This is a genomic window from Novosphingobium profundi (assembly GCF_018491765.1).
GTDB classification, from domain to species: Bacteria; Pseudomonadota; Alphaproteobacteria; order Sphingomonadales; family Sphingomonadaceae; genus Novosphingobium; species Novosphingobium profundi.
On record NZ_JABWCU010000004.1, the window covers coordinates 103,976 to 125,459 of the forward strand.

The 21,484-nt window shown below is 65.8% G+C and carries 20 protein-coding genes; 16 read left to right on the plus strand and 4 right to left on the minus strand.

From position 1 onward, the window contains the following. Positions 1-150: 150 nt before the first annotated feature. From HT136_RS05135 to HT136_RS05180, 10 genes are all read left to right on the plus strand, one after another. Entirely contained in the window at positions 151-915 is a 765-nt protein-coding gene (locus HT136_RS05135; RefSeq protein ID WP_246543379.1) for a helix-turn-helix domain-containing protein, read from the plus strand. Between the two features lie 102 nt (positions 916-1,017). Then, on the plus strand, positions 1,018-2,115 hold the full coding sequence (pheS, locus tag HT136_RS05140) for a phenylalanine--tRNA ligase subunit alpha (protein ID WP_214198497.1): 1,098 nt from the start codon (positions 1,018-1,020) through the stop codon (positions 2,113-2,115). A 23-nt stretch (positions 2,116-2,138) separates the two neighbouring features. After that, positions 2,139-4,550, plus strand: a complete 2,412-nt coding sequence (gene pheT / locus HT136_RS05145) for a phenylalanine--tRNA ligase subunit beta (protein WP_214198498.1) — start codon at positions 2,139-2,141, stop codon at positions 4,548-4,550. Positions 4,551-4,586: 36 nt separating this feature from the next. Beyond that, positions 4,587-5,477: an aldose 1-epimerase family protein gene (locus tag HT136_RS05150; protein WP_214198499.1), complete on the plus strand. Its 891-nt coding sequence runs from the start codon at positions 4,587-4,589 to the stop codon at positions 5,475-5,477. 47 nt (positions 5,478-5,524) lie between these two features. Beyond that, on the plus strand, positions 5,525-6,274 hold the full coding sequence (locus HT136_RS05155) for an SDR family NAD(P)-dependent oxidoreductase (RefSeq protein ID WP_214198500.1): 750 nt from the start codon (positions 5,525-5,527) through the stop codon (positions 6,272-6,274). 186 nt (positions 6,275-6,460) lie between these two features. Continuing rightward, positions 6,461-7,999, plus strand: a complete 1,539-nt coding sequence (locus tag HT136_RS05160) for a peptide chain release factor 3 (RefSeq protein WP_214198501.1) — start codon at positions 6,461-6,463, stop codon at positions 7,997-7,999. 107 nt (positions 8,000-8,106) lie between these two features. After that, positions 8,107-8,826: an endonuclease/exonuclease/phosphatase family protein gene (locus tag HT136_RS05165; protein ID WP_214198502.1), complete on the plus strand. Its 720-nt coding sequence runs from the start codon at positions 8,107-8,109 to the stop codon at positions 8,824-8,826. A 148-nt stretch (positions 8,827-8,974) separates the two neighbouring features. Next, positions 8,975-9,313: a P-II family nitrogen regulator gene (locus tag HT136_RS05170; protein WP_214198503.1), complete on the plus strand. Its 339-nt coding sequence runs from the start codon at positions 8,975-8,977 to the stop codon at positions 9,311-9,313. 14 nt (positions 9,314-9,327) lie between these two features. Continuing rightward, a complete protein-coding gene (locus HT136_RS05175; protein WP_214198504.1) occupies positions 9,328-10,656 on the plus strand; it encodes an ammonium transporter in 1,329 nt (442 codons plus the stop codon). 240 nt (positions 10,657-10,896) lie between these two features. After that, positions 10,897-11,235, plus strand: coding sequence for a P-II family nitrogen regulator (locus tag HT136_RS05180; RefSeq protein WP_214198505.1), 339 nt, complete (start codon positions 10,897-10,899; stop codon positions 11,233-11,235). A gap of 67 nt (positions 11,236-11,302) precedes the next feature. Here HT136_RS05180 and HT136_RS05185 read toward each other — a convergent pair whose 3' ends face one another. Continuing rightward, on the minus strand, positions 11,303-11,737 hold the full coding sequence (locus tag HT136_RS05185) for a protein tyrosine phosphatase family protein (protein ID WP_214198506.1): 435 nt from the start codon (positions 11,735-11,737) through the stop codon (positions 11,303-11,305). Positions 11,738-12,046: 309 nt separating this feature from the next. Between HT136_RS05185 and HT136_RS26475 the strand changes: the two genes are divergently transcribed. From HT136_RS26475 to queC, 6 genes are all read left to right on the plus strand, one after another. Further along, a complete protein-coding gene (locus HT136_RS26475; RefSeq protein WP_214198507.1) occupies positions 12,047-12,805 on the plus strand; it encodes a cold-shock protein in 759 nt (252 codons plus the stop codon). A gap of 143 nt (positions 12,806-12,948) precedes the next feature. Then, positions 12,949-14,139, plus strand: a complete 1,191-nt coding sequence (locus HT136_RS05195) for an aspartate aminotransferase family protein (RefSeq protein ID WP_214198508.1) — start codon at positions 12,949-12,951, stop codon at positions 14,137-14,139. Next, positions 14,139-15,065, plus strand: coding sequence for an ornithine carbamoyltransferase (gene argF, locus HT136_RS05200; protein WP_214198509.1), 927 nt, complete (start codon positions 14,139-14,141; stop codon positions 15,063-15,065). Before HT136_RS05195 ends, argF begins: the two co-directional genes overlap by 1 nt. Then, a complete protein-coding gene (gene hslO / locus HT136_RS05205; RefSeq protein ID WP_214198510.1) occupies positions 15,062-15,979 on the plus strand; it encodes an Hsp33 family molecular chaperone HslO in 918 nt (305 codons plus the stop codon). Before argF ends, hslO begins: the two co-directional genes overlap by 4 nt. 133 nt (positions 15,980-16,112) lie before the next feature. After that, the gene (locus tag HT136_RS05210) at positions 16,113-16,520 is read left to right on the plus strand and encodes a DUF3617 domain-containing protein (RefSeq protein WP_214198511.1); all 408 of its coding nucleotides are present in this window, start codon (positions 16,113-16,115) and stop codon (positions 16,518-16,520) included. A gap of 71 nt (positions 16,521-16,591) precedes the next feature. Then, on the plus strand, positions 16,592-17,287 hold the full coding sequence (gene queC, locus HT136_RS05215; RefSeq protein WP_214198512.1) for a 7-cyano-7-deazaguanine synthase QueC: 696 nt from the start codon (positions 16,592-16,594) through the stop codon (positions 17,285-17,287). Between the two features lie 196 nt (positions 17,288-17,483). Here the strand turns inward: queC and HT136_RS05220 are convergent, their stop codons facing one another. The 3 genes from HT136_RS05220 to HT136_RS05230 form a co-directional block, all read right to left on the minus strand. Next, complete coding sequence (locus tag HT136_RS05220) at positions 17,484-18,563, minus strand: OmpA family protein (protein ID WP_214198513.1); 1,080 nt, start codon at positions 18,561-18,563, stop codon at positions 17,484-17,486. Between the two features lie 191 nt (positions 18,564-18,754). Beyond that, positions 18,755-19,213 (minus strand): DUF2793 domain-containing protein, encoded by a 459-nt coding sequence (locus HT136_RS05225; RefSeq protein ID WP_214198514.1) that lies wholly within the window; start codon positions 19,211-19,213, stop codon positions 18,755-18,757. 60 nt (positions 19,214-19,273) lie between these two features. After that, the gene (locus HT136_RS05230; protein ID WP_214198515.1) at positions 19,274-21,466 is read right to left on the minus strand and encodes a phage tail protein; all 2,193 of its coding nucleotides are present in this window, start codon (positions 21,464-21,466) and stop codon (positions 19,274-19,276) included. Positions 21,467-21,484 lie beyond the last annotated feature (18 nt).

A 21,484-nucleotide genomic window follows, 5' to 3' on the forward strand; every position in this document is an offset into this window, starting at 1 on the left:
GAATAAGTTTTTCTGTATGGAGCGGAAATGTCCGCACACTGTAAAGTTACGGCAAACTATTTGAGTGCAGTTCCTGAACTGCGCCGCTACTTTGCGAGTGTATTTTTAATCGAAATTGATGTAGTCGGCGGCGATGTCGTAGAAGATTTCATGTTTCCCGACTGGGCGACGCTGCGTTTCAACGCGCATCCTTCGATCGCCGGCAACACGCGTTCGGGCGAACAATTGCAGAGTTCGCGTTTCGTGGTTTCGGGGCCGCGTTCCCAGGAAGTCTACTTGCGGACCGGAAGTCTACGCCAGTGGGGTGTGCTTTTGCATCCTCTTGGCTGGTCGTTGCTCGTGGGGGCTCCTGCACAGGACTACGCCAACCGGCTCGTCAACGGCATGATGGACCCGGCCTTCGTGCGGTTTCGCCCGCTGGCCGATACGCTCTTTGGCGAGGTTCCCGATGCGCGGGCGGAGCTGCAGCGCCTGACCGAATTCTTCATGGCGATGTCTGCGCTCGAAAGCCCTTCGGCGCGGACCATCGCGCTGGCCTACGACGCGATCCAAAATCCCGAGGTCGACAGCGTCGAGGCACTCGCGGAGCGGGTCGGCGTGACCCGGCGCACGCTCGAGCGGCTTTGCCAGCGGGCCTTCGGGTTCCCGCCCAAGCTTCTCCTGCGCCGCCAGCGCTTTCTGCGCAGTCTTGCGCAGTTCACCGTCGATCCCTCGCTCAAGTGGGTCGGGGCGCTCGATGCAGGCTACTACGATCAGGCCCAGTTCGTGCGCGATTTCCACGAGTTCATGGGCATGACGCCGACCGAATACGGCCACCGCGCCAAGCCGGTCGTCGAGCCCGTTCTGTGCGAGAGGGCTCGGCATATGCGCGAGGAAACGCATTCGCTGGGCGACAAGGATCGCCTGCCCGCCTGATCGGACCTGATCGGGGGCCCCGCCTTGCATCGTTGCGCTTCGCGAGCGAGGCTCCTAAGGACCGCGCTCAGAACATTGACCAGGAACAGGCAGAAACCCGACGTGGACTACGCAGCAACCGGCCAGGAGGCCCTTTCGCGCATTGCAGGGGCATGCGATCTCGAGACGCTGGAAGGCCTGCGGGTGGAATTCCTGGGCAAGCAGGGATCGATTTCGGGCCTGCTCAAGACGCTGGGCAAGCTGAGCCCGGAAGAGCGCAAGGAAGAAGGGCCCAAGATCCACGGTCTGCGCGAGAGCGTGAGCGAGGCTCTGGCCGCACGCAAGGACGCGCTGGAAAGCGCGGCGCTGGAGGCCCGCCTCGCCGCCGAGACGATTGACCTCTCGCTCCCCGCGCCCGAGGCGCCGCGCGGCTCTGTCCACCCGATCTCGCAGGTCATGGACGAACTCGCCGAGATCTTCGCCGACATGGGCTTCGCCGTCGCGACCGGTCCCGAGATCGAGGATGACTGGCACAACTTCACCGCGCTCAACATGCCCGAGACGCATCCCGCGCGCGCCATGCACGACACCTTCTATTTCCCCGACAAGGATGACGAAGGCCGCGACATGCTGTTGCGCACGCACACCTCGCCGGTGCAGATCCGCGCGATGATCGCGAAGGGTGCGCCCATCCGCATCATCGCGCCGGGCCGCGTCTACCGTTCGGACAGCGACGCGACGCACACGCCCATGTTCCACCAGGTCGAGGGCCTGGTCATCGACAAGGGCATTCACCTGGGTCACCTCAAGTGGACGCTCGAGACCTTCCTCAAGGCCTATTTCGAGCGCGACGACATCGTCCTGAGGCTTCGCCCCAGCTACTTCCCCTTCACCGAACCCTCGGTCGAGGTGGACGTGGGCTACAGCCAGGAAAACGGGCGCCGGGTGGTCGGCGGCTCGGGCGACGCGCCGGGCCATGCCTGGATGGAAGTGCTCGGCTCGGGCATGGTCAACCGCCGCGTCATCGCGGCCGCCGGGCTCGACCCCGACGAGTGGCAGGGCTTTGCCTTCGGCACCGGCGTCGACCGCCTCGCCATGCTCAAGTATGGCATGGACGATTTGCGCGCCTTCTTCGACGGCGACGTGCGCTGGCTTTCGCATTACGGCTTCTCCGCCCTCGACGTGCCGACCCTCGCAGGTGGCGTCGGCACCCCGGCCTGAGCGGATAAGAGGACACAGATCAGATGAAATTCTCGCTTTCCTGGCTCAAGCAGTACCTTGAGACCGACGCCGGCATCGACGCGGTGGCCGCCACTCTCAACCGCATCGGCATCGAGGTCGAGGGCATCGAGGATCCGGCCGAGAAGCTCGCGGGCTTTCGCGTCGCCAGGATCCTGACCGCCGCGCGTCACCCGGATGCCGACAAGCTCCAGGTCCTGACCGTCGACACCGGCGAGGGCGATCCCTTGCAGGTCGTGTGCGGCGCGCCCAACGCGCGCGCTGGGCTGGTCGGCGTGCTCGGCCTTCCCGGCGCCAGCGTTCCGGCCAACGGCATGGTGCTCAAGAAGTCGGCCATTCGCGGCGTCGAATCGAACGGCATGATGTGCTCGGTGCGCGAACTGGAACTGGGCGACGCGCACGAAGGCATCATCGAGCTGCCCGAAGACGCGCCGGTCGGCACGCCCTTCGCGCAGTACCACGGGGCCGATCCGGTGATCGACGTCTCGATCACCCCCAACCGCCCGGATTGCATGGGTGTCTTCGGCATTGCGCGCGACCTTGCCGCCGCGGGCCTGGGCACGCTCAAGCCCGTGGAGGTTCCGACCATCGCGGGGACTTTCGCGTGCCCGGTCGAGATCCGCATCGAGGACGCCGAGGGCTGCCCCGCGTTCTACGGCCGCGTGATCAAGGGCGTGAAGAACGGGCCCTCGCCGCAGTGGCTTCAGGATTGCCTCAAGGCCGCCGGTCAGCGCCCGATTTCGGCGCTGGTCGATGCCACCAACTTCATTATGCTCGCCTTCGGGCGCCCGGCGCACGCCTATGACCTCGCCAAGCTGAACGGGGCGGTCACCGCGCGCCGTGCGAAGGACGGCGAGAGCGTCGTCGCGCTCAACGAAAAGGCCTACACCCTCGATTCCTCGATGACCGTCATCGCCGACGAGGCGGGCGTGCACGATATCGCGGGCATCATGGGCGGCCAGCATTCGGGCTGCGAGGGCGGAACGACCGACGTCCTGCTCGAGATCGCCTACTTCGACCCGCAGCGCATCGCGCTGACCGGCCGCAAGCTCAACCTCACCTCGGATGCGCGCGGGCGTTTCGAGCGCGGCATCGATCCGGCGTTCCTGGACGATGGCCTGGCGCTACTGACCGGGCTCATCCAGATCCTGTGCGGCGGCGAGGCTTCCGAGATCGTGCGCGTGGGCGCGGCGCCCGCAACGCCCAAGATCGTGCATTTCGATCCGGCACTGACCGGACAGCTCGGCGGGGTCGAGATTTCGCCCGAGCAGCAGACGACGATCCTGGAAAGCCTCGGCTTCTCTGTCGTGGTCGAGGAGGCCGGGTTCGACAAGGCCTGGGCGGTGACTGTGCCGGGCTGGCGTCCCGACGTCGACGGCGCGCCCGACATCGTCGAGGAAGTCGTGCGCATCCACGGGCTCGACAACATCGAAAGCGTGGCGCTGCCGCGCGCCGATGGTGTGGCCCAGCCGACCGCGACCCCGGCCCAGGCGCTCGAGCGCCGCGTGCGCCGTGCGGCCGCCGCGCGCGGGCTCAACGAGGCGGTGACTTGGTCGTTCCTGCCGGTCGCCGAGGCCGAAGCCTTCGCGGGCGAGACCCCGCTGTGGATCCTCGCCAACCCGATCAGCGAGGACATGAAGGCCATGCGCCCCTCGCTCCTGCCCGGCCTGCTTTCGGCGGCCAAGCGCAATCTTGATCGCGGTGCGGGCGCGCTGCGCCTGTTCGAACTGGGCCGTCGCTACTTGCGCGGCAAGGGCGGGGCGAGCGACGAGCGCATGACGCTGGCGGTCGTGCTCGCGGGCGAGAAGACTCCGCGCGGCTGGGCCACCGGAAAGGCCGCGCCGTTCGACGCCTACGACGCCAAGGCCGAGGCGCTGGCGCTTCTCGCCGAGGCGGGTGCGCCGGTCGACAAGCTCCAGGTCATGGGCGAGGCGGGTGGGCAGTTCCACCCTGGCCAGTCGGCGACGCTGCGCCTTGGGCCCAAGAACGTGCTCGCGCGCTTCGGCATGCTGCATCCCGCGCTTGCCCGGCAGTTCGACATCGCCGGGCCGGTGGCCGTGGTCGAGATCTTCCTCGACGCGATCCCGGCCAAGAAGGGCGCGGCGAGCTTCACCCGCACCTCCTACACCCCGCCCGCGCTGCAGGCGGTCACGCGCGACTTTGCCTTCCTGGTTCCGGTAGAACTGCCTGCGGGCGACCTCCTGCGGGTTGTACAGGGCGCGGACAAGGCCAATATCGTGGCTGCCCGCCTCTTCGATGATTTCCGGGGGCAGGGCGTTCCCGAGGGGCACAAGTCGCTGGCGCTCGAAGTCACGCTCCAGCCGCTCGAGACGAGCTACAAGGAAGCCGATCTCAAGGCGATCAGCGAGAAGGTGACCGCAGCGGCCGCCAAGCTCGGGGCCACGCTGCGCGGCTGACGCGCGGCGAAGAGCAACGATGAGGAGACGCACAGCGTGTCGGACAGCGAATTGATCAGCATCGGCTCCGGGGACCTGACCGCCCGGATCAACCCCTTCGGGGCCGAGCTGTGGTCCCTCGTCGATGCGCAAGGGCGTGAGTTCATGACCGACGGCAACCCCGAGGTCTGGTCCGGGCACGCGCCGATCCTGTTCCCGATCGTGGGCGCTCTCAACCAGGGACGCTATCGCCTGGGCGGCAAGGAATATGCCCTGCCGCGCCACGGTTTCGCGCGCCACAGCACCTTCGAGGTGCTGATCGCCGAGAAGGAGCGCGTGATGTTCAGCCTTGCGGCGAACGCGGCGACGCGCGAAGTCTATCCCTTCGAGTTCAAGCTCAACGTCAACTACCGGGTGATCGGCACCAAGCTGGCGATCGGCGTGGGCGTGCAGAACTGCGGCGAAGTTCCGATGCCCTTCAGCATCGGCTTCCACCCCGGCTTTGCCTGGCCACTGCCTGGGGGGGCGGCCAAGGAGGACCACCGGATCGTCTTTTCCGAGAACGAGCCGCAGCAGGTGCGCCGGGTCGATCCGAAGACCGGCCTGCTCCTCCCTGATCGCAAGCACGGCCCGGTCAAGGGCAACACCTTCACCCCGCGCGCCGAACTGTTCGAGGCCGACGCGCTGATCTGGGACAAGGTGCATAGCAAGGTGGTCACTTTCGGCCCGCCCAACGGCACGCGCATCGCGGTCAAGAGCTCGGTCCTGCCCATGCTCGGCATCTGGCAGAAGCCGGGCGCGGACTTCCTGTGCATCGAGCCCTGGCAGGGGATCGCCGACCCGGTCGGCTTCGAGGGCGATTTTCGGGAAAAGCCCGGCGTGATCTCGGTTCCTGCGGGCCAGACTCAGTTCTTCGAACTGCACATCGCGGTCCTCCCCGCGAACTGATGGGCGCCTGGCGCGTTCACCCCACGTAGAATTCCAGGAGATTTCCCATGAAGACAGCCCTCGTAACCGGAGCCACCTCGGGGATCGGCGCCGCGGCCGCCCGCGCGCTCGTCGCCCGGGGCTGGCGGGTGATCGCGACCGGCCGTCGCGCCGAGCGCCTGGCCGATCTCGTGCGCGAACTGGGCGCGGACAACGTCCACCCGTGCGTCTTCGATGTCTGCGACGAGGCTGCGCGCGATGCGGCGCTGGGCGCGCTGCCGCATGAGTTCGCCCAAATCGACTGCCTCGTGAACAACGCCGGGCTCGCGCTCGGCACCAGCCCTGCGCAGGAGAGCGATCTTGCCCAGTGGAAGACGATGATCGACACCAACGTCACCGCGCTGGTCTCGCTCACCCACAAGCTGCTGCCCCAGCTGATCGAGCGAAAGGGGTTGATCGTCAACCTCGCCTCGGTCGCGGCCAGCTATCCCTATACCGGGGGCAACGTCTACGGCGGGACCAAGGCCTTCGTGCGCCAGTTCTCGCTGGGCCTGCGCTCGGACCTTTCGGGCACGGGCGTGCGCGTCACCTCGATCGAGCCGGGCATGGTCGAGACCGAATTCACCGTCGTGCGCACGGGTGGCAACCAGCAGGCCTCCGACGATCTTTACAAGGGCGCCAACCCGATGACCGGCGAGGACATCGCGAACACGATCGCCTGGGTCGCTGAACTGCCGCCGCACCTCAACATCAACACGCTCGAACTGATGCCGGTGAGCCAGTCCTTCGCGGGCTTCAAGGTTGCGCGCGAAGACTGAAAAGGGAATGTTCCGAGGGGCATGGCCCCTCGAGCTCCCAATACCGTCGAGGGCCGTTACAGAGCGACGGGTTCGTGCTCGGCACGATGTGGCCGATTTTGGGGTCCAAGGGGCAATGGCCCCTTGAATCCTCCTTCCCCCTTACTGCCATTGCGATAACGCCCTCGCGCCCGTAAAGGCGCCCTCATGAGCAATTCACGCCGCACATTCGCGATCATCTCGCACCCCGACGCCGGTAAGACCACGCTGACCGAAAAGCTGCTGCTGCAGGGCGGCGCCATCCACCTCGCGGGCGAGGTCAAGGCGCGCGGGCAAGCTCGGCGTGCGCGCTCGGACTGGATGAAGATCGAGCAGCAGCGCGGCATCTCGGTGACCAGTTCGGTCATGACCTTCGAGCGCACCGACGCCAATGGCGAGACGGTGACCTTCAACCTGCTCGACACGCCGGGCCACGAGGACTTTTCGGAAGACACCTACCGTACGCTGACGGCGGTCGATTCGGCGATCATGGTGATCGACGCGGCCAAGGGCATCGAGCCGCAGACGCGCAAGCTCTTCGAGGTCTGCCGCCTGCGTTCGGTGCCGATCATCACCTTCATCAACAAGGTCGACCGCGAGGGCCGGGCCTGCTTCGACTTGCTCGACGAAGTGGCGGACATGCTTGCGCTCGACGTGTGCCCGATGTCCTGGCCGGTCGGTATGGGCGGCCTGTTCCAGGGCATCTATGACATCGAGACCGGCAAGGTCAGCCGCCCCGAAGGGCCGAGCAAGGAATTCCTCGGCACGATCGAGGAGAACGTGACCTTGCCCGAAGAGGTCGCCGAAGAAATGGAGCTGGCGCAGGCCGGCTATCCCGACTTCGACATCGAGGCCTACCGCGCGGGCGACCTGACCCCGGTCTACTTCGGCTCCGCGCTCAAGAACTTCGGCGTTGCCGAGCTGATCGAGGCGATCTCGCAGTACGCCCCCCCGCCGCGCCCGCAGCCGACCGATGATGGTCCGGTGGCGCCCGAGGACAAGGAAGTCTCGGGTTTCATCTTCAAGGTCCAGGCCAACATGGACCCGATGCACCGCGACCGGATCGCCTTCATGCGGCTGGCCTCGGGCACTTTCAAGCGCGGCATGAAGCTGACACCTTCGGGCCTCGGCAAGCCGATCGCGATCCACTCGCCGATCATGTTCTTCGCGCAGGACCGCGAGATCGCCGACACCGCCGAGCCCGGCGACATCATTGGCATTCCCAACCACGGCACGCTTCGGGTGGGTGACACGCTGTCGGAGAAGAACAAGATCCGCTTCACCGGCCTGCCCAACTTCGCGCCGGAAATCCTGCGCCGCGTCGCGCTCAAGGACCCGACCAAGACCAAGCAGCTGCGAAAGGCGCTCGACGACCTTTCCGAGGAAGGCGTGATCCAGGTCTTCTACCCCGAGATCGGCGCGCAGTGGATCGTGGGCGTGGTCGGCCAGCTCCAGCTCGAGGTGCTGATTTCGCGCCTCGAGGCCGAGTACAAGGTCGAGGCGGTACTCGAGAGCTCGCCCTTCGACACCGCGCGCTGGCTCAAGGGTACCGACAAGGCGATCGACGACTTCGCCGAGTTCAACAAGATGAACCTCGCGCGCGACCGGGACGGCGATCCGGTGTTCATGGCGCGCTCGGCCTGGGACGTGGGTTACCAGCAGGAACGCAATCCCGAGCTGACCTTCAGCGCCACCAAGGAACGCTGAGGGCGGAACCGCGAGGGCTTTCGGGGCTTGCTCGAAGGCGGACTTGGCAAGCGGGCCCTTCGCGGCCTAGCCTGGATTGGGTCCGCCTGCTTCGGAGAGTTAGTTCCTTGTCGCCTACGTCGTCCTCGTCGCTCACGTTCGCCAGCTACAACATCCACAAGGCCGTCGGGCTCGACCGGCGGCGCGATCACGAGCGGATCCTGCGCGTGCTGCTGGAAGTCGATGCAGACGTCGTCGCGCTGCAGGAAGTCGATCGCCGTTTCGGGCGACGTATGGCCGCGTTGCCGCTCGATGCGATCCATGCCGCGACCGACTACACCCCCGTGCCGCTCTCGATGAAGCCCGATAGCCTGGGCTGGCACGGCAATGCGCTGCTGGTGCGCAAGGGGATCGACCTGATTGCGGCCGAGCCCGTCGACTTGCCCGTGCTCGAGCCGCGCGGCGCGGTGCGCGCCGATCTCGAGGCGGGAGGGCGCCGACTGCGGGTGGTGGGCATGCACCTCGATCTCTCGGGTCTGCGCCGCCGCCAGCAGGTGCGCCGCGTGCTCGATCACCTCGACGATTGCGGAGCGCGGGTCCCGACCGTTCTGATGGGCGATTTCAACGAGTGGTCCGCGCAAGGGTGCTTTCGAGAATTTAATGCACGGTGGCGGGTGTTATCGCCGGGCAAGAGTTTCCCCTCGCGCCGGCCGATGGCGAAGCTCGATCGCATCATTATATCCGAAGAATGGAAAGTTCTTGGAACAAATGTCCATCGAAGTGCGCTTTCTGCGATAGGATCCGATCATCTGCCCGTTTTTGCTGCGCTGCAGCTGCCTAAAAATTAGGCGACTGCTCAGAAAACGAGCGGTTTTGGAGGGGAGAGCAACCTTTCTGAACCGTTAAGCCGCCCAAATCCCCGATTAGGTAATCTGGCATAGTTCGTGCTAGCTCCTGTGCAGCCGGCGTGGGGCCGGTAACAAACAGGGGACAGGCATGAAGTTCATCATAGCCATCATCAAGCCCTTCAAACTCGACGAAGTTCGAGAGGCGCTTGGCGCGATCGGGGTCGCGGGCATGACCGTTTCCGAAGTGAAGGGTTTCGGGCGCCAGAAGGGGCAGACGGAAATCTACCGTGGTGCCGAATATTCCACCAACATGCTGCCGAAGGTGAAGATCGAGGTAGCGGCGCCCGACGAGTTGGCGCCCAAGATCGTGGAAACCATTCAGCAGGTCGCCAGCACCGAGGCGATCGGTGACGGCAAGATCTTCGTTCTCGACCTCGCGTCCGCCGTGCGCATCCGCACCGGCGAGTCCGGCGATACGGCGCTTTGAGGAGGCTATCTGACATGAACCGCAAGATTCTCGGCAGCGTCGGCGCCCTCGGCGTCTCGATGTTCGCCGCCATGCCCGCCTGGGCGCAGGACGCCGCTGCGGCGGCCGCCAAGCCCCCCGTTCCCAATCCCGGCAACAACGCCTGGATGATGGTCTCCACCGTGCTGGTCATGATGATGATCCTGCCCGGCCTCGCGCTGTTCTACGGCGGTCTCACCCGCTCGAAGAACATGCTCTCGACGATGACGCAGATCGGCGCGGCCGCCGCGCTCGCGATGCTGCTCTGGATCATGTACGGCTACGGCATGGCCTTCGGGCCCGAAGGCAATGCCTTCATCTCGTGGGGCAAGTTCTTCCTCGCCGGCGTGACCTCGGACAGCACTGCGGCCACCTTCTCGGACGAAGTCATCAGCGAATACGTGTTCATCTGCTTCCAGATGACCTTCGCCGCGATCACTGTCGCGCTCGTCCTGGGATCGACCGTGGAGCGCATGAAGTTCTCGGCGGTGATGGTCTTCGCGATCGTCTGGCTCACCATTTCCTACTTCCCGATCGCGCACATGGTGTGGGCGGGCGGCGGCCTGTTCTTCGAGATGGGCGCGCTCGACTTCGCCGGTGGTACGGTCGTGCACATTAACGCGGGTGTCGCCGCGCTCGTCGCCGCGCTCATGCTTGGCAAGCGCAAGGGCTATCCCAACGAGCCGATGCCCCCGCACTCGCTCACGCTGACCATGGTCGGCACGGGCCTGCTGTGGGTGGGCTGGTTCGGCTTCAACGCCGGCTCCGAACTCGAGGCCGACGGCGTGGCCGCCCTCGCCATGATCAACACGTTCGTCGCCACCGCTTCGGCCGGCCTGTTCTGGATGCTTGCCGAGCGTCTCGCGGGCCACAAGGGCTCGGCGCTGGGCTTCTGCTCGGGTGTCGTCGCCGGCCTCGTCGCGGTGACCCCGGCCGCCGGTAACGTCGGCGTCTTCGGTGCCGTCGTGCTGGGCGCGATCGCCTCGGTGATCTGCTTCTTCGCGGTCAGCAAGCTCAAGCCGATGTTCGGTTACGACGACGCGCTCGATGCGTTCGGCGTCCACGGCGTGGGTGGCATCATCGGCGCGCTGGGCACGGGCATCCTTCACGATCCCTCGCTCGGTGGACCCGGCGACGGATCGGTCTCGATGGTCTCGCAGCTCGGCATCCAGGCCGCGGCCGTGGGCACCACCATCGTGTGGACCGCGGTTGCCACCGCGATTGCCATCTTCGTTGCCAAGCTGGTCACCGGCCTGCGCGTCAGCGAGGAAGTCGAGCACGAAGGTCTCGACATCGGCGAACACGGCGAGCGCGCCTACAACTGATCTGATTTCAAGATTGGCCTTGGCGGCGGGCGGCTTCGTCCCCGCCGCCAAGGTCCCACGATGTTCCTCCTGCGAACACAAACTTTGTGGGCCGGTGCTTTTGCTCCGGCCCTTTTTTCGTGCCCTTACGCGGCGAAGGTGTCGGTGTACGGCGGCCTTGCGAACATGGATTGACGGCTACGGGGAAGGCCGTAACTTCGTGCTCCGGGGTGAGACCAGGCAGGGATGGGACGTGCAGCCATGAAATTCGTGACCGCAGTGATCAAGCCGATGAAGTTTGCCGACGTGAAGGCCGCGCTCGACAAGGCGGGCGTCTCGGGCCTGACGGTCACCGAGGTGAGCGGCATCGGCCGCCAGAAGGGGCATACCGAAGTCTATCGCGGCGCCGAGTACACCTCGAACATGTTGCCCAAGCTCAAGCTCGAGATCGCGGTCTCCGATGCTTTCGCGGACACCGTCATCGCAATCCTCCAGGACGCGGCCTCGACGGGCGAGATCGGCGATGGCAAGGTTTTCGTCTTCGAGCTGGCCGAAGTCCTGCGCGTGCGCACCGGTGAACAGGGCGACCTGGCGCTCTGACGCGCCAGCAATACCACATGCGGTGAATTGCCCCGGTCCGCGCGCGGCGGCCCGGGACGAAGGGCGTTCAGCCGCGCGCCGAAGCGGTGAGAATGTCGACGATCTGGCGGATCGGGGTGATGTCGTATCCGGCCGCTGCCGCCTGCGCGGCGATCACGCCGGGGTCCTCGCCCGCCTTGGCGCGGGCGAGCGACCACAGCAGCGTGGAGCGCGTGCCCGAGCGGCAATAGGCAAGCACTGGCCCCGGAGTGGCGGCCAGCGCCTCGCTCATCGCGTCGACTTGTGCCTCGCTGAAGCCGCCGTGCGAGACGGGAATGGCGCGGTAGGCGATGCCGGCTGCCTGTGCCGCCGCCTCGATCGCGCTGCCCGGAGTCTGGTCGTCACTCTCGCCCTCGGGGCGGTTGTTGATGATCATCGTGACGCCCAGCGCCTTGGCCTCGGCGATGGCCGAGGTCGGGATCTGCGGACTGGCGTACATGGCGTCGGTAATTCTCGCGAACATGGATGGAGCGCTCCTGCCGGCGGTGGGGGCCTCGACCGACGATTTGTGGACGAGGCTTCGATTCGCCCAATGGGCGCTAGGAAGGCCGCGTTGCAACTCAAAAATTCGCGATCAAATGGCATTGGCGGGCGGTGTCCCCCCGAATTGGCGCGTAATTCCGTTCGCCATCGGGAAAGGAGTCGTGTATGAATCATGTTCGCAGCAGAGTGTTTGCGGAATCCGCGGGCAACTTTGTCTGACTCTCGGCGCGGTTCGTCCACGTGTCCGGGTGACTGCTTACCAGGGCGCATCGAAGGTACGTTCGTAAACATGGGTTTTGATAGAGGTCGTCGCGGAAGGGGACGCGACAAGCGGGATCGGTTTGGAGAGGACGAATTCGATCCGTTCTTTGCCGGACAGGATCGTTTCGGTGGAGGTGACCGATTCGGCGGAGGCGATCGCTTCGGCGGTGGGGACCGCTTCGGCGGCGGTGGCAGCGGCGGCGGTTTCGATGACCGCGGCGGCGCCCGCAGCGGTGGCGGCGGCTTCGGCGGTGGTCCGCGTGGTCCCGGTGGCGGTGGCGGCCGTGGTGGCATGCCCGCCCAGGTCGTCGGCCAGGGTCGCGGCGTGGTCAAGTTCTTCAACGCGGCAAAGGGCTTCGGCTTCATCCAGCGCGATGAGGGCGGAGACGACGTCTTCGTGCACATCAGCGCCGTCGAACGTGCCGGCCTCGAAGGTCTCGCCGAAGGCCAGCAACTGGAATTCCAGCTCGTCGATCGTGGTGGCAAGATTTCGGCCAGCGACCTCTCGGTCGTCGGCGACGTCATTCCCGTCGCGAAGCGCGAAGTCGCTCCGCAGCGTCAGCTGACCGGCGAAAAGGCGACGGGCACTGTCAAGTTCTTCAATTCCATGAAGGGCTTCGGCTTCATCACGCGCGATGACGGCCAGCCGGACGCCTTCGTCCACATCAGCGCTGTGGAACGTTCGGGCATGACCGGCCTCAACGAGGGCGATCGCCTGGAATTCGACATCGAGGTCGATCGACGAGGCAAGTACTCGGCGGTCAACCTGACGCCGCTCCAGGGTTGACCCCGCAGGCGTGATCCCCCGGCGATTTGACCGGGGGCCAGCAAAAGCCTAGAAGCGCGCAAATGGCGGCCCGGTAAGGGCCGCCATTTGTCGTTTGCGTTTGATTTTTTCCATTTCCCAATCACTTCGAGGAATCTTTCGAAATGTCGATCACTCCGTTGATGCCTGTGTATCCCCGGTGCGGTGTTCGGCCCGTTCGCGGCGAACATTGCCATCTCATCAGCGAGGATGGTCGCCGATTCCTCGATTTCGCCAGCGGCATCGCGGTCAATGCACTCGGGCACTCGCACGAAGGCCTGATCTCGGCGATCCAGAAGCAGGCCGAGACGTTGATGCACGTCTCCAACCTCTACGGCAGCCCGCAGGGCGAGGCGATCGCCAAGCGGCTGGTCGACCTGACGTTCGCGGACACGGTGTTCTTCACCAATTCGGGCGCCGAGGCGGTCGAATGCGCGATCAAGACCGCGCGTGTCTACCACCAGTCGGCGGGCAACGATCACAAGTTCGAGCTGATTACCTTCAACAACGCCTTCCACGGGCGCACGATGGCCACGATCAGCGCGTCGAGCCAGGAGAAGATGCACAAGGGCTTCCTGCCCCTGCTCCCCGGCTTCAAGTACGTCGAGTTCAACGACCTTGAGGCCGCCAAGGCGGCCATCGGCCCCAATACGGCCGGTTTCCTGGTTGAGCCGATCCAGGGCGAGGGCGGCATCCGTGTTGCCGACGAGGCCTTCCTCAAGGGCCTGCGTGCGCTTTGTAACGAACACGACCTCATGCTGATCCTCGACGAGGTGCAGAGTGGCGTCGGCCGTGCGGGCACGTTCTACGCCTACGAGCAGTACGGCATCGAACCCGATATCCTTGCCACGGCCAAGGGCATCGGCGGTGGCTTCCCGGTGGGCGCCTGCCTTGCCACCGAAAAGGCGGCGCGCGGCATGACCGCAGGCACACACGGCTCGACGTATGGCGGCAACCCCTTCGCGATGGCCGCGATCGGTGCGGTTCTCGACGTGATCGGCGACGAGGCCTTCCTTGCGGATGTGCGCGCCAAGGGCGAGCGGCTCAAGGCCCGGCTCGAGCAGTTCATCGGCAATTACCCCGAACTCTTCGAGGGCGTGCGTGGCAAGGGCCTGTTCCTCGGTCTCAAGATGAAGGTCGAGCCGCGCCCCTTCGTCGCCCATATGCGCGACAACCACCAGGTACTGGCGGTTTCGGCGGGCGACAACGTCATGCGCGTGATCCCGCCACTGGTCATCGACGACAGCCACATGGATGAGTTCCTCGAGAAGCTCTCGGCGGCGGCGGCGTCCTACGTGCCCGAGGAGGTCTCCTGATGAGCCGGGATTTCCTGAGCCTGAGTGATGCTGGCGGCGACATGATCGCGGCCATGATCAACGACGCGATCGACCGCAAGGCGGCGCGCCAGGCCTGGCCGAAGGGCAAGGCCGACGCCGACGCGCCGCTTGCCGGGCACACGCTCGCCATGATCTTCGAGAAGAACTCGACGCGCACCCGAGTCTCGTTCGACATGGCCATGCGCCAGCTCGGCGGCAGCACGATCATCATGGAATCGGGCAGCACCCAGCTCGGACGCGGCGAGACGATCGCCGATACCGCCCGCGTGCTCAGCCGCATGGTCGATGCGATCATGATCCGCACTGACGATCACGCCAAGATCGAGGAACTCGCGCACTACGCCGATGTGCCAGTGATCAACGGATTGACCGATCTGTCGCACCCCTGCCAGATCGTCGCGGACCTGCTCACCATCGTCGAGCACGGCCACGCACTGCCGGGTCTCGAGATGGCGTGGCTGGGCGATGGCAACAATGTCTCGCATTCGATGATCGAGGCGGCGGGCCTGATGAAGTTCACGCTGCGCCTGGCGGTTCCGGCGGGCTACGAGCCCGATGCTGGCTTTGTCGAGCGCGCGCGTGCGGCGGGCGGCGAGATCGTCATCACCCACGATCCGCTCGAAGCGGCGCGGGGCGCCAAGGTCGTCGTCACCGACACCTGGGTCTCGATGGGCCAGGCGGGGGGCGAGGCGCACATCAAGGCGCTCGAGCCCTACCAGGTCAACGAGGCCCTGATGGCCAAGGCCGCCGCGAACGCGATGTTCCTCCACTGCCTGCCCGCGCACCGCAACGAGGAAGTGACCGATGCGGTCATCGACGGTCCCGCCTCGGCGGTCTGGGACGAGGCGGAGAACCGCCTTCACGCCCAGAAGTCGGTTCTGCTGTGGAGCCTCGGCAAACTGTGAGCGAGGATCCGACCGTTCGCCGCAGCGACACCGGCTTCGACCGGGTGCTCGCCTTTTCCCTGCCCGCACGCCATGCCCGCGGGCGTGTCGTGCGGCTGGGACCGGTGCTCGAGACCGTTCTTTCCGCGCATTCCTATCCTCCCGTCGTCAAGCATCTGCTGGCCGAGGCGCTGGTGATGACCGCGCTGATGGGCTCGCTCCTCAAGGAGGAGGGCGCGCAACTCACCATCCAGGCGCAGGCCGAGGGTGGCCTCGTCGACATGATGGTGTGCGACTACCGCGACGGTGAAGTGCGCGGCTACGTGCATTTCGAAGCCGAGAAGCTTGCCGCCTTCGCGGATGAGGACGTGCAGCTCGACTTGCCAGCGCTGTTCGGGACGGGTTATCTCGCGATTACCTTCGACCTCGCGGCGACGAACAAGCGTTACCAGGGTGTCGTTCCGCTCGAGGGTGCCTCGCTCGCCGATGCCTGCGAGGCCTATTTCGCGCAGTCCGAACAGGTGCCCACTCTGCTACGCATTTCGGTGCGCTCCAACGGCGATCGCTGCATGGCGGGCGGCCTCCTGGTCCAGTTCCTCCCCGATGGCGAGGAAGGCCAGGCCCGGCTCCACGCGCAGGAAGATCATCCCGACTGGGAGCACATCGCCGTTCTCGCGGGAAGTGTGCAGCGCGAGGAACTGCTCGATCCGGTGCTGGCGCTTGAGGAATTGCTCTGGCGCCTGTTCCACGAAGAGGATGAAGTCCGGGTGGAGCCGTTGATGCTGCTCCAGCGCGGCTGCCGATGCACAATCGAACACTACCAGGGCATTCTTTCGCGCTTCCCGGAGGACCAACTGGCCGATCTGCGCGAAGGTGACGGAATGATTCCGGTCGATTGCGCTTTCTGCTCCAAGATTCTGCGCATTCCCATCTGATCGAGGGCCGTTTCGGTCACTCCTGGGTGGGGGCGCCCCGATGCCACTTGGGCCTATTGCCTTGAAATCGGGTGTTTCGCGCCCGATATGGCGAAGCATTGGTGACGACAGCACGGCGTGAGAAGCATTTAAGATGATATCGGCGAAGGGCTTTCTGGCGGTAGCAGCCTGCGTGGCGGGCGCCGTGGCCGTGCCGGCAATCGGGCAAGCGGGCCGCCTCGCGATGCTCGACACGCTTGAGCCGGGCAGTTGGGCCTTGCGGCTGCGCGGTGCAGGTTCGGGCGAGGATCGCGTCTGCGTGCGTTCGGGGCGCGAACTGATCCAGTTGCGTCACCCCGGCGAGGACTGTCGGCAGGTCGTCGTTGCCGACCGTCCGGGCGAAGTCACCGTCCAGTACACCTGCCCCGGGCGAGGCTATGGCCGCACCACGATCCGGCGCGAAACCGATGGCCTGATCCAGCTCGACAGCCAGGGCATTCGCGCCGGTCATCCCTTCGCCTTTGCGGCCGAGGGGCGCCGGGTAGGCGCCTGCGCGCCGTGATCCGGATCCGGGCGGGGGCCCGGCTTTGCAGGCGCCTTGCACGGTTCGCCATTCGCGCCTAGCGAGAAACCATGACGAGAACTGGACCGGAATCGACCAAGGACGCCGTCGTGCTGCTTTCCGGCGGCCTCGATTCGATGGTGTCGGCGGCCCTCGCGCGTGAGCAGGGCTATCGCGTCAACGCGCTGACGATCGACTACAATCAGCGTCATCGCCGCGAGATCGAGGCGGCCGGCGCGATTGCGCGGCATCTGGGCGCGGCGCGCCACGTCGTGTTGCCGCTCGACTTGCGCCAATTCGGGGGATCGGCGCTGACCGATGACATCGCCGTGCCCAAGGAGGGCGTTGGCGAGGACATACCGGTCACCTACGTGCCCGCACGTAATCTCGTCTTCCTGTCGCTCACGCTGGCCTGGGCCGAGGCCATTGGTGCCTGCGATATCTTCATTGGCGTCAACGCGCTGGACTATTCGGGCTATCCCGATTGCCGTCCCGAATTCATCTCGGCCTTCGAGAACATTGCCGACCTCGCGACGAAGGCGGGGGCTGAAGGCCAGCCGTTCCGCATCCATGCGCCGCTGCAGTTCCTGGGTAAGGCGGACATCGCGCGCGAGTGCATCCGGCTCGGGCTCGAGCCTGCGATGAGCTGGTCGTGCTACGATCCGCTTGCCGATGGCCGGGCCTGCGGCGAATGCGACAGCTGCCGCCTGCGCAAGGGCGGATTCGAGCAGGCTGGCCTGCTGGACGCGACGCACTACGCCGCCTGACGGCAATCACCGCAACTCTTTGGCTATGAGACCAGGCAAATGGCGCGCCCCCGCGCGCGCCGTTCGCTCCCGCGCGCGCACTGCAGCGTGGTAAGCTCTTGTTCGCGCCCCTGCGAACCACTGCGCGTCCGATGCAGGCAAAAGAAAAGGGGCCCGGATTGCTCCGAGCCCCCAATCTTTACCGTTGCCGGTCAGCTTACATGCCCGAACCCGGACCGTAAGTGATTTCGACGCGACGGTTCTGGAGTTCGCGAACGCCGTCGGCGGTCGGAACGCGCTGGTTGTCTTCGCCGAAGCCCTGGCTCGAGATCGCCGAGCCCGGGATGCCGTGCGAGGTCAGGTAAGCCTGGACCGAGTCGTTACGACGCTCCGAGAGACCCATGTTGTAGGTCTTGGCGCCCGACGAGTCGGTGTAGCCGGCCAGCATGATCGGCACGTTGTCGCAGTTGCCATAGGCCGTGATCGCGCTGTCGAGAACCGTGGCGGCCTCGGGCGTGATGTCCGACTTATCCCAATCGAAGAACACGATGTAGGGACCCTTGTTGCAGACCACTTCCGGCGGCGGCGGCGGCGGCGGCGGCGGCGGCGGCGGGGGCGGCGGCGGCGGCGGCGGCGGCGGCGGCGGAGCCGCTTCCTCGCCGAAGTTGTAGCTCAGCGTGCCGAGGATCGAGTGCGAACGCCAGCGGGTGCTGACGCTTTCGCCGGCTGCGTTGACCAGGTCGATGTTGTCGACGTTCTGGAAGCGGTACTTCAGGCCGACATCGACATGCTTCGAAAGCGGAGCGCGAACGCCGGCGAGGACCTGCCACGCGAAACCGGTGTCGCTGTCGTCGATGTTCGAATCGTACGGGTCAGCGGCCTGGAACTTGACGCGAGCCACACCGGCACCGCCACCGACGAAGCCCTGAAGGCCGTCGTCCGGACCGAAGTCGAGCAGGCCGTTGACCATGAAGCTCAGCGAGCTGCCACCGCCATCGAGAGCGTTGCCGCTGTAGTTGCCGGTCGGAGTCGAGTACGAATCCTCATTGGCGCGACGGTAGCTGGCTTCGGTTTCCAGGCGGAAAGGGCCGAAGTCGTAGCCGATGACGGCGCCGCCGTCATAGCCAGTGTCGTAGCTGAAAGAAGCGGCGTTCGAGACGCCTGCGATATCAACGTTCGAATCTTCAACGAGCATCGCACCGAAATCGAGTTCGACATACCATGCGTCGTCGCGCGCGAACGCGGGAGTGGCGATAGCTGTCGAAGCCAGCGCCATTCCAATGACGAGTTTCCTCATACGTTTCCCCTACTAATAGAGATTTGGAGCCACCGAGTGGGAAGAGTCTCTAACCCTTCAACATTCTGCGCGCAAGCGCACATTACGGACCAGTGTTGCAAGAATGTCGCGCTAGGGCAGGCTGCAGATCGCGCAGAACGATGATGCGATGAACTCGTCATTGCCCCTGAACCCTTACCCTTGGTTGCCCATCAAGCCTCGGGCAGAATGCCCAGGGCCTGCAAGGCCGAGACCATTTGCGTGACAGCGGCCCTTGCCTGACTGTCAACCACCGTTCCTCCGTTTGGTTCCTGAACTATTTGCGCTTTTTTCCAGGAGCCGACAAAAAACAACTCCTGCCCGGCCGAAAGATCGAAGATGCGCAAGCCATCGCGCGGGAGCAGGAACAACCACTGACCGGCCTGCCGGCAGGCCAGCCGACCGTCCTGATTTTCCCAGTCTCCGGTCGCCCCGGTATCCACGAGCCAGTTTTTTCCGTCCTCGGGCGAAAGCGGAGGTGCGGCAGCGACACTCTCGATGGTGCAATGAAGCAGCGCATCGGTACGGCAGTGGGCTTCGTTGACGAAAATCTCCTTCTGCGCCTGCCCCTGGAACAGCAGGGGGAGGCCGAAGCGGGGGCTGGCGGTGTCAAAAGTGACCGAGTCTGTCATGATCGTGGTCCTTCGCGGGTAAAGCGGAAAGCGAGGAAAGGGGGGCAACGCCCTGGGGCGTCAGGGCAGGGAGCAAAGCGTGAGAATGGGGGAAAGGGCATGTGTCCCGATCTGGCGAACAGCCAGCGTGACCGGCTCGGCCCCGGCTGCGAGCGCGGCAAGCGCCGCGGCGTCCAGTTCGACTTGGGGAACCTGTGTGGTCCAACTGCGGATCGGATGTTCGGGATCACCTGCGGTCACGAGATAGCCTTCGCTTTCCTCGACGAGCGGGGCGTCGATGCCATCGACCCAATGCCAGGCACCGCGCGCCCGGCGGGTCCAGCTCAGACGCATCGAACCATCCGTGCTCCAGGCAAGACGGGGGTGGACCGGGGCGAGCGGGCGCCGGGTCAGCCCGTCGAGCCGGATGGGCGAGCGTACCGGCTCGCTATCGCCGCGTCCGATGGCAACGATCTCGCGGGAATTGGCGGTGCCAAGGATTGCGGCGTCGAGGCTGCGGATGCTGGCATCGAGGAGCACGAAGGGTTCGCCCGCAAGGTGCGTCGAGAGTCCTGCCTCGGTCCCGGCCCGGGCCCGCCACAGGCCCTCCAGTCTCCAGGTGCCTTCAGCGAGCGGGGTTGCCTGCGCGAACTGTAGCAGTTCCTCGCCGACGAGCGCCAGGTTGGCGCCATCGGCGAGCGCAGACGTGGAAGCCGAACTCAGAGCCATCGTCGGGTCGAGCAGGGTGACGATGAGCACCGAGGCGCGATCGAGGAGGTGGGGGCTGGCGAACGCGAGCGCGTTCTGGGCTGTCCCCATGGTCGCACGCTGGCGTCCACTCGGCCCGAGCGGATGCCATTCCCCGTCGCCGCGATCGGCATAGAGCGCGGCCCCCGACCAGCCCGCTGCCGAGGAGGAGACCGCGACGCAAGGCAGTGGAGAGTCGGCAAGGCCATGGGCGCTGTCGAGCGGGCGCTCGAACGCGACGATCACGGTTTCACCCGCCTGCGCGTCGAGCGCGGGGTTGATCCTGCCTGCAGTGCCCGTGACTTGGCTGACGTTTCCGGTAGCGGCGGGCATGGCCCGCTCGAGTTCGATCTCGACGCCCGCCTCGCACCATTCCCAGGCGCACACCCGCCAGTGCCCCGTCTCGCCAGGCAGGGTTACGAGGGATCCCGGGGCTATCGCGGGATCGAGTTCGCTCGTGCGCCAGGAAATCGTGTCGCGTGACCAGTCGCCGCGATGGCTGGCCTTGTGGATCAGGCGCGCGGCACTGGCCGAATCGAGTGCGGCGGGCAGCTCGAGCACGCCGGGCGTGCCTGGGGCGACCGGTCCGGTGGCGCGCTGCACCGAAGGCAGGTAGTCGCGATCGCGATCGTAGTAGCGCACCAGCGCGAGCGGGTTGGAGGAAGGCGGTCGACGGTGCCGGACGAATCCGCGCTGCGCTCCGAACCCGTCGGCATCGTTGGGAAGCGTCGGCTCCCCGAGGGGGCGGGGTTCGCGGTCCAGGTCCTCGCGCCGGATCACCAGAGTCTCGCTTGCGGCGTCGACGTCGAGGGGAACGACGGCGTCGATGGCCTGCAGCGCCTCGAGGACAGGCCCCTCGCACGTGTACCCGCGAATGCCTTCCAGATGCGCATCGGCTTCGAGGTCTTGGAGGGCGTCCTCGAGAATGTCCCGTAGCGCGAAGTCGTCGTCGGCGAGAACCTCGAACGTCAGCGAGGGGATGCGGTTGTAGAAGTCCGCAAGGTCGAGCCCTTCGAACACGGCGTAGGCGAGACCGCGATGGGCGGGGCACATCGCAGGACTTTCGGCCGCGACGAGCAACGGGTCGGCAGGCTGGTCGCCGTGTCCGGTGTGGATTCGCAGCTCGCCGGCGGTCTTGAGCAGGCCATCCTCGCCCCGCAGCAGCTTGCCGTCGGCCCAGATCCGGCCGACGGCGCGGATCGGCCGGCTGGACAGCGCCACGGCGAAGTTGGCGCTATAGCTGTAGGACGTGAGCGAGGGGGAGCCCTTGCCGGTCCCTTGCGTCTCGCTGTGTTCGACCAGTTCGGTGGCCCAGATAACCGTTCCGCCCACGCGCATGGTGCCGTAGTGGCGTGCGATGACCTGCCCATAGGTCGAGGACGTTGCATCGAGTTCCCTGAGGCGAGGGCCCTTGCGCGTGCCGCCGAACAAGGCCGTGTCGACCTGTCGCCCGACGAGCGAGCCGATGGCGCCCCCGACAGGACCGCCGAGCGCCGTACCGACGGCGCTGAACACGAGAGTTGCCATGAAGTGATCGCTCCGGGA

Coding starts and splice junctions, on each gene's coding strand:
- HT136_RS05170 (WP_214198503.1), top strand. CDS start 8,975: ATGAAGTTCATCATAGCCATCATCAAGCCCTTCAAACTCGACGAAGTT.
- HT136_RS26475 (WP_214198507.1), top strand. CDS start 12,047: ATGGGTTTTGATAGAGGTCGTCGCGGAAGGGGACGCGACAAGCGGGAT.
- argF (WP_214198509.1), top strand. CDS start 14,139: ATGAGCCGGGATTTCCTGAGCCTGAGTGATGCTGGCGGCGACATGATC.
- HT136_RS05220 (WP_214198513.1), bottom strand. CDS start 18,563: ATGAGGAAACTCGTCATTGGAATGGCGCTGGCTTCGACAGCTATCGCC.
- HT136_RS05155 (WP_214198500.1), top strand. CDS start 5,525: ATGAAGACAGCCCTCGTAACCGGAGCCACCTCGGGGATCGGCGCCGCG.
- HT136_RS05160 (WP_214198501.1), top strand. CDS start 6,461: ATGAGCAATTCACGCCGCACATTCGCGATCATCTCGCACCCCGACGCC.
- HT136_RS05135 (WP_246543379.1), top strand. CDS start 151: ATGTTTCCCGACTGGGCGACGCTGCGTTTCAACGCGCATCCTTCGATC.
- HT136_RS05195 (WP_214198508.1), top strand. CDS start 12,949: ATGTCGATCACTCCGTTGATGCCTGTGTATCCCCGGTGCGGTGTTCGG.
- HT136_RS05210 (WP_214198511.1), top strand. CDS start 16,113: ATGATATCGGCGAAGGGCTTTCTGGCGGTAGCAGCCTGCGTGGCGGGC.
- HT136_RS05180 (WP_214198505.1), top strand. CDS start 10,897: ATGAAATTCGTGACCGCAGTGATCAAGCCGATGAAGTTTGCCGACGTG.
- HT136_RS05175 (WP_214198504.1), top strand. CDS start 9,328: ATGAACCGCAAGATTCTCGGCAGCGTCGGCGCCCTCGGCGTCTCGATG.
- HT136_RS05225 (WP_214198514.1), bottom strand. CDS start 19,213: ATGACAGACTCGGTCACTTTTGACACCGCCAGCCCCCGCTTCGGCCTC.
- HT136_RS05185 (WP_214198506.1), bottom strand. CDS start 11,737: ATGTTCGCGAGAATTACCGACGCCATGTACGCCAGTCCGCAGATCCCG.
- pheT (WP_214198498.1), top strand. CDS start 2,139: ATGAAATTCTCGCTTTCCTGGCTCAAGCAGTACCTTGAGACCGACGCC.
- HT136_RS05230 (WP_214198515.1), bottom strand. CDS start 21,466: ATGGCAACTCTCGTGTTCAGCGCCGTCGGTACGGCGCTCGGCGGTCCT.
- queC (WP_214198512.1), top strand. CDS start 16,592: ATGACGAGAACTGGACCGGAATCGACCAAGGACGCCGTCGTGCTGCTT.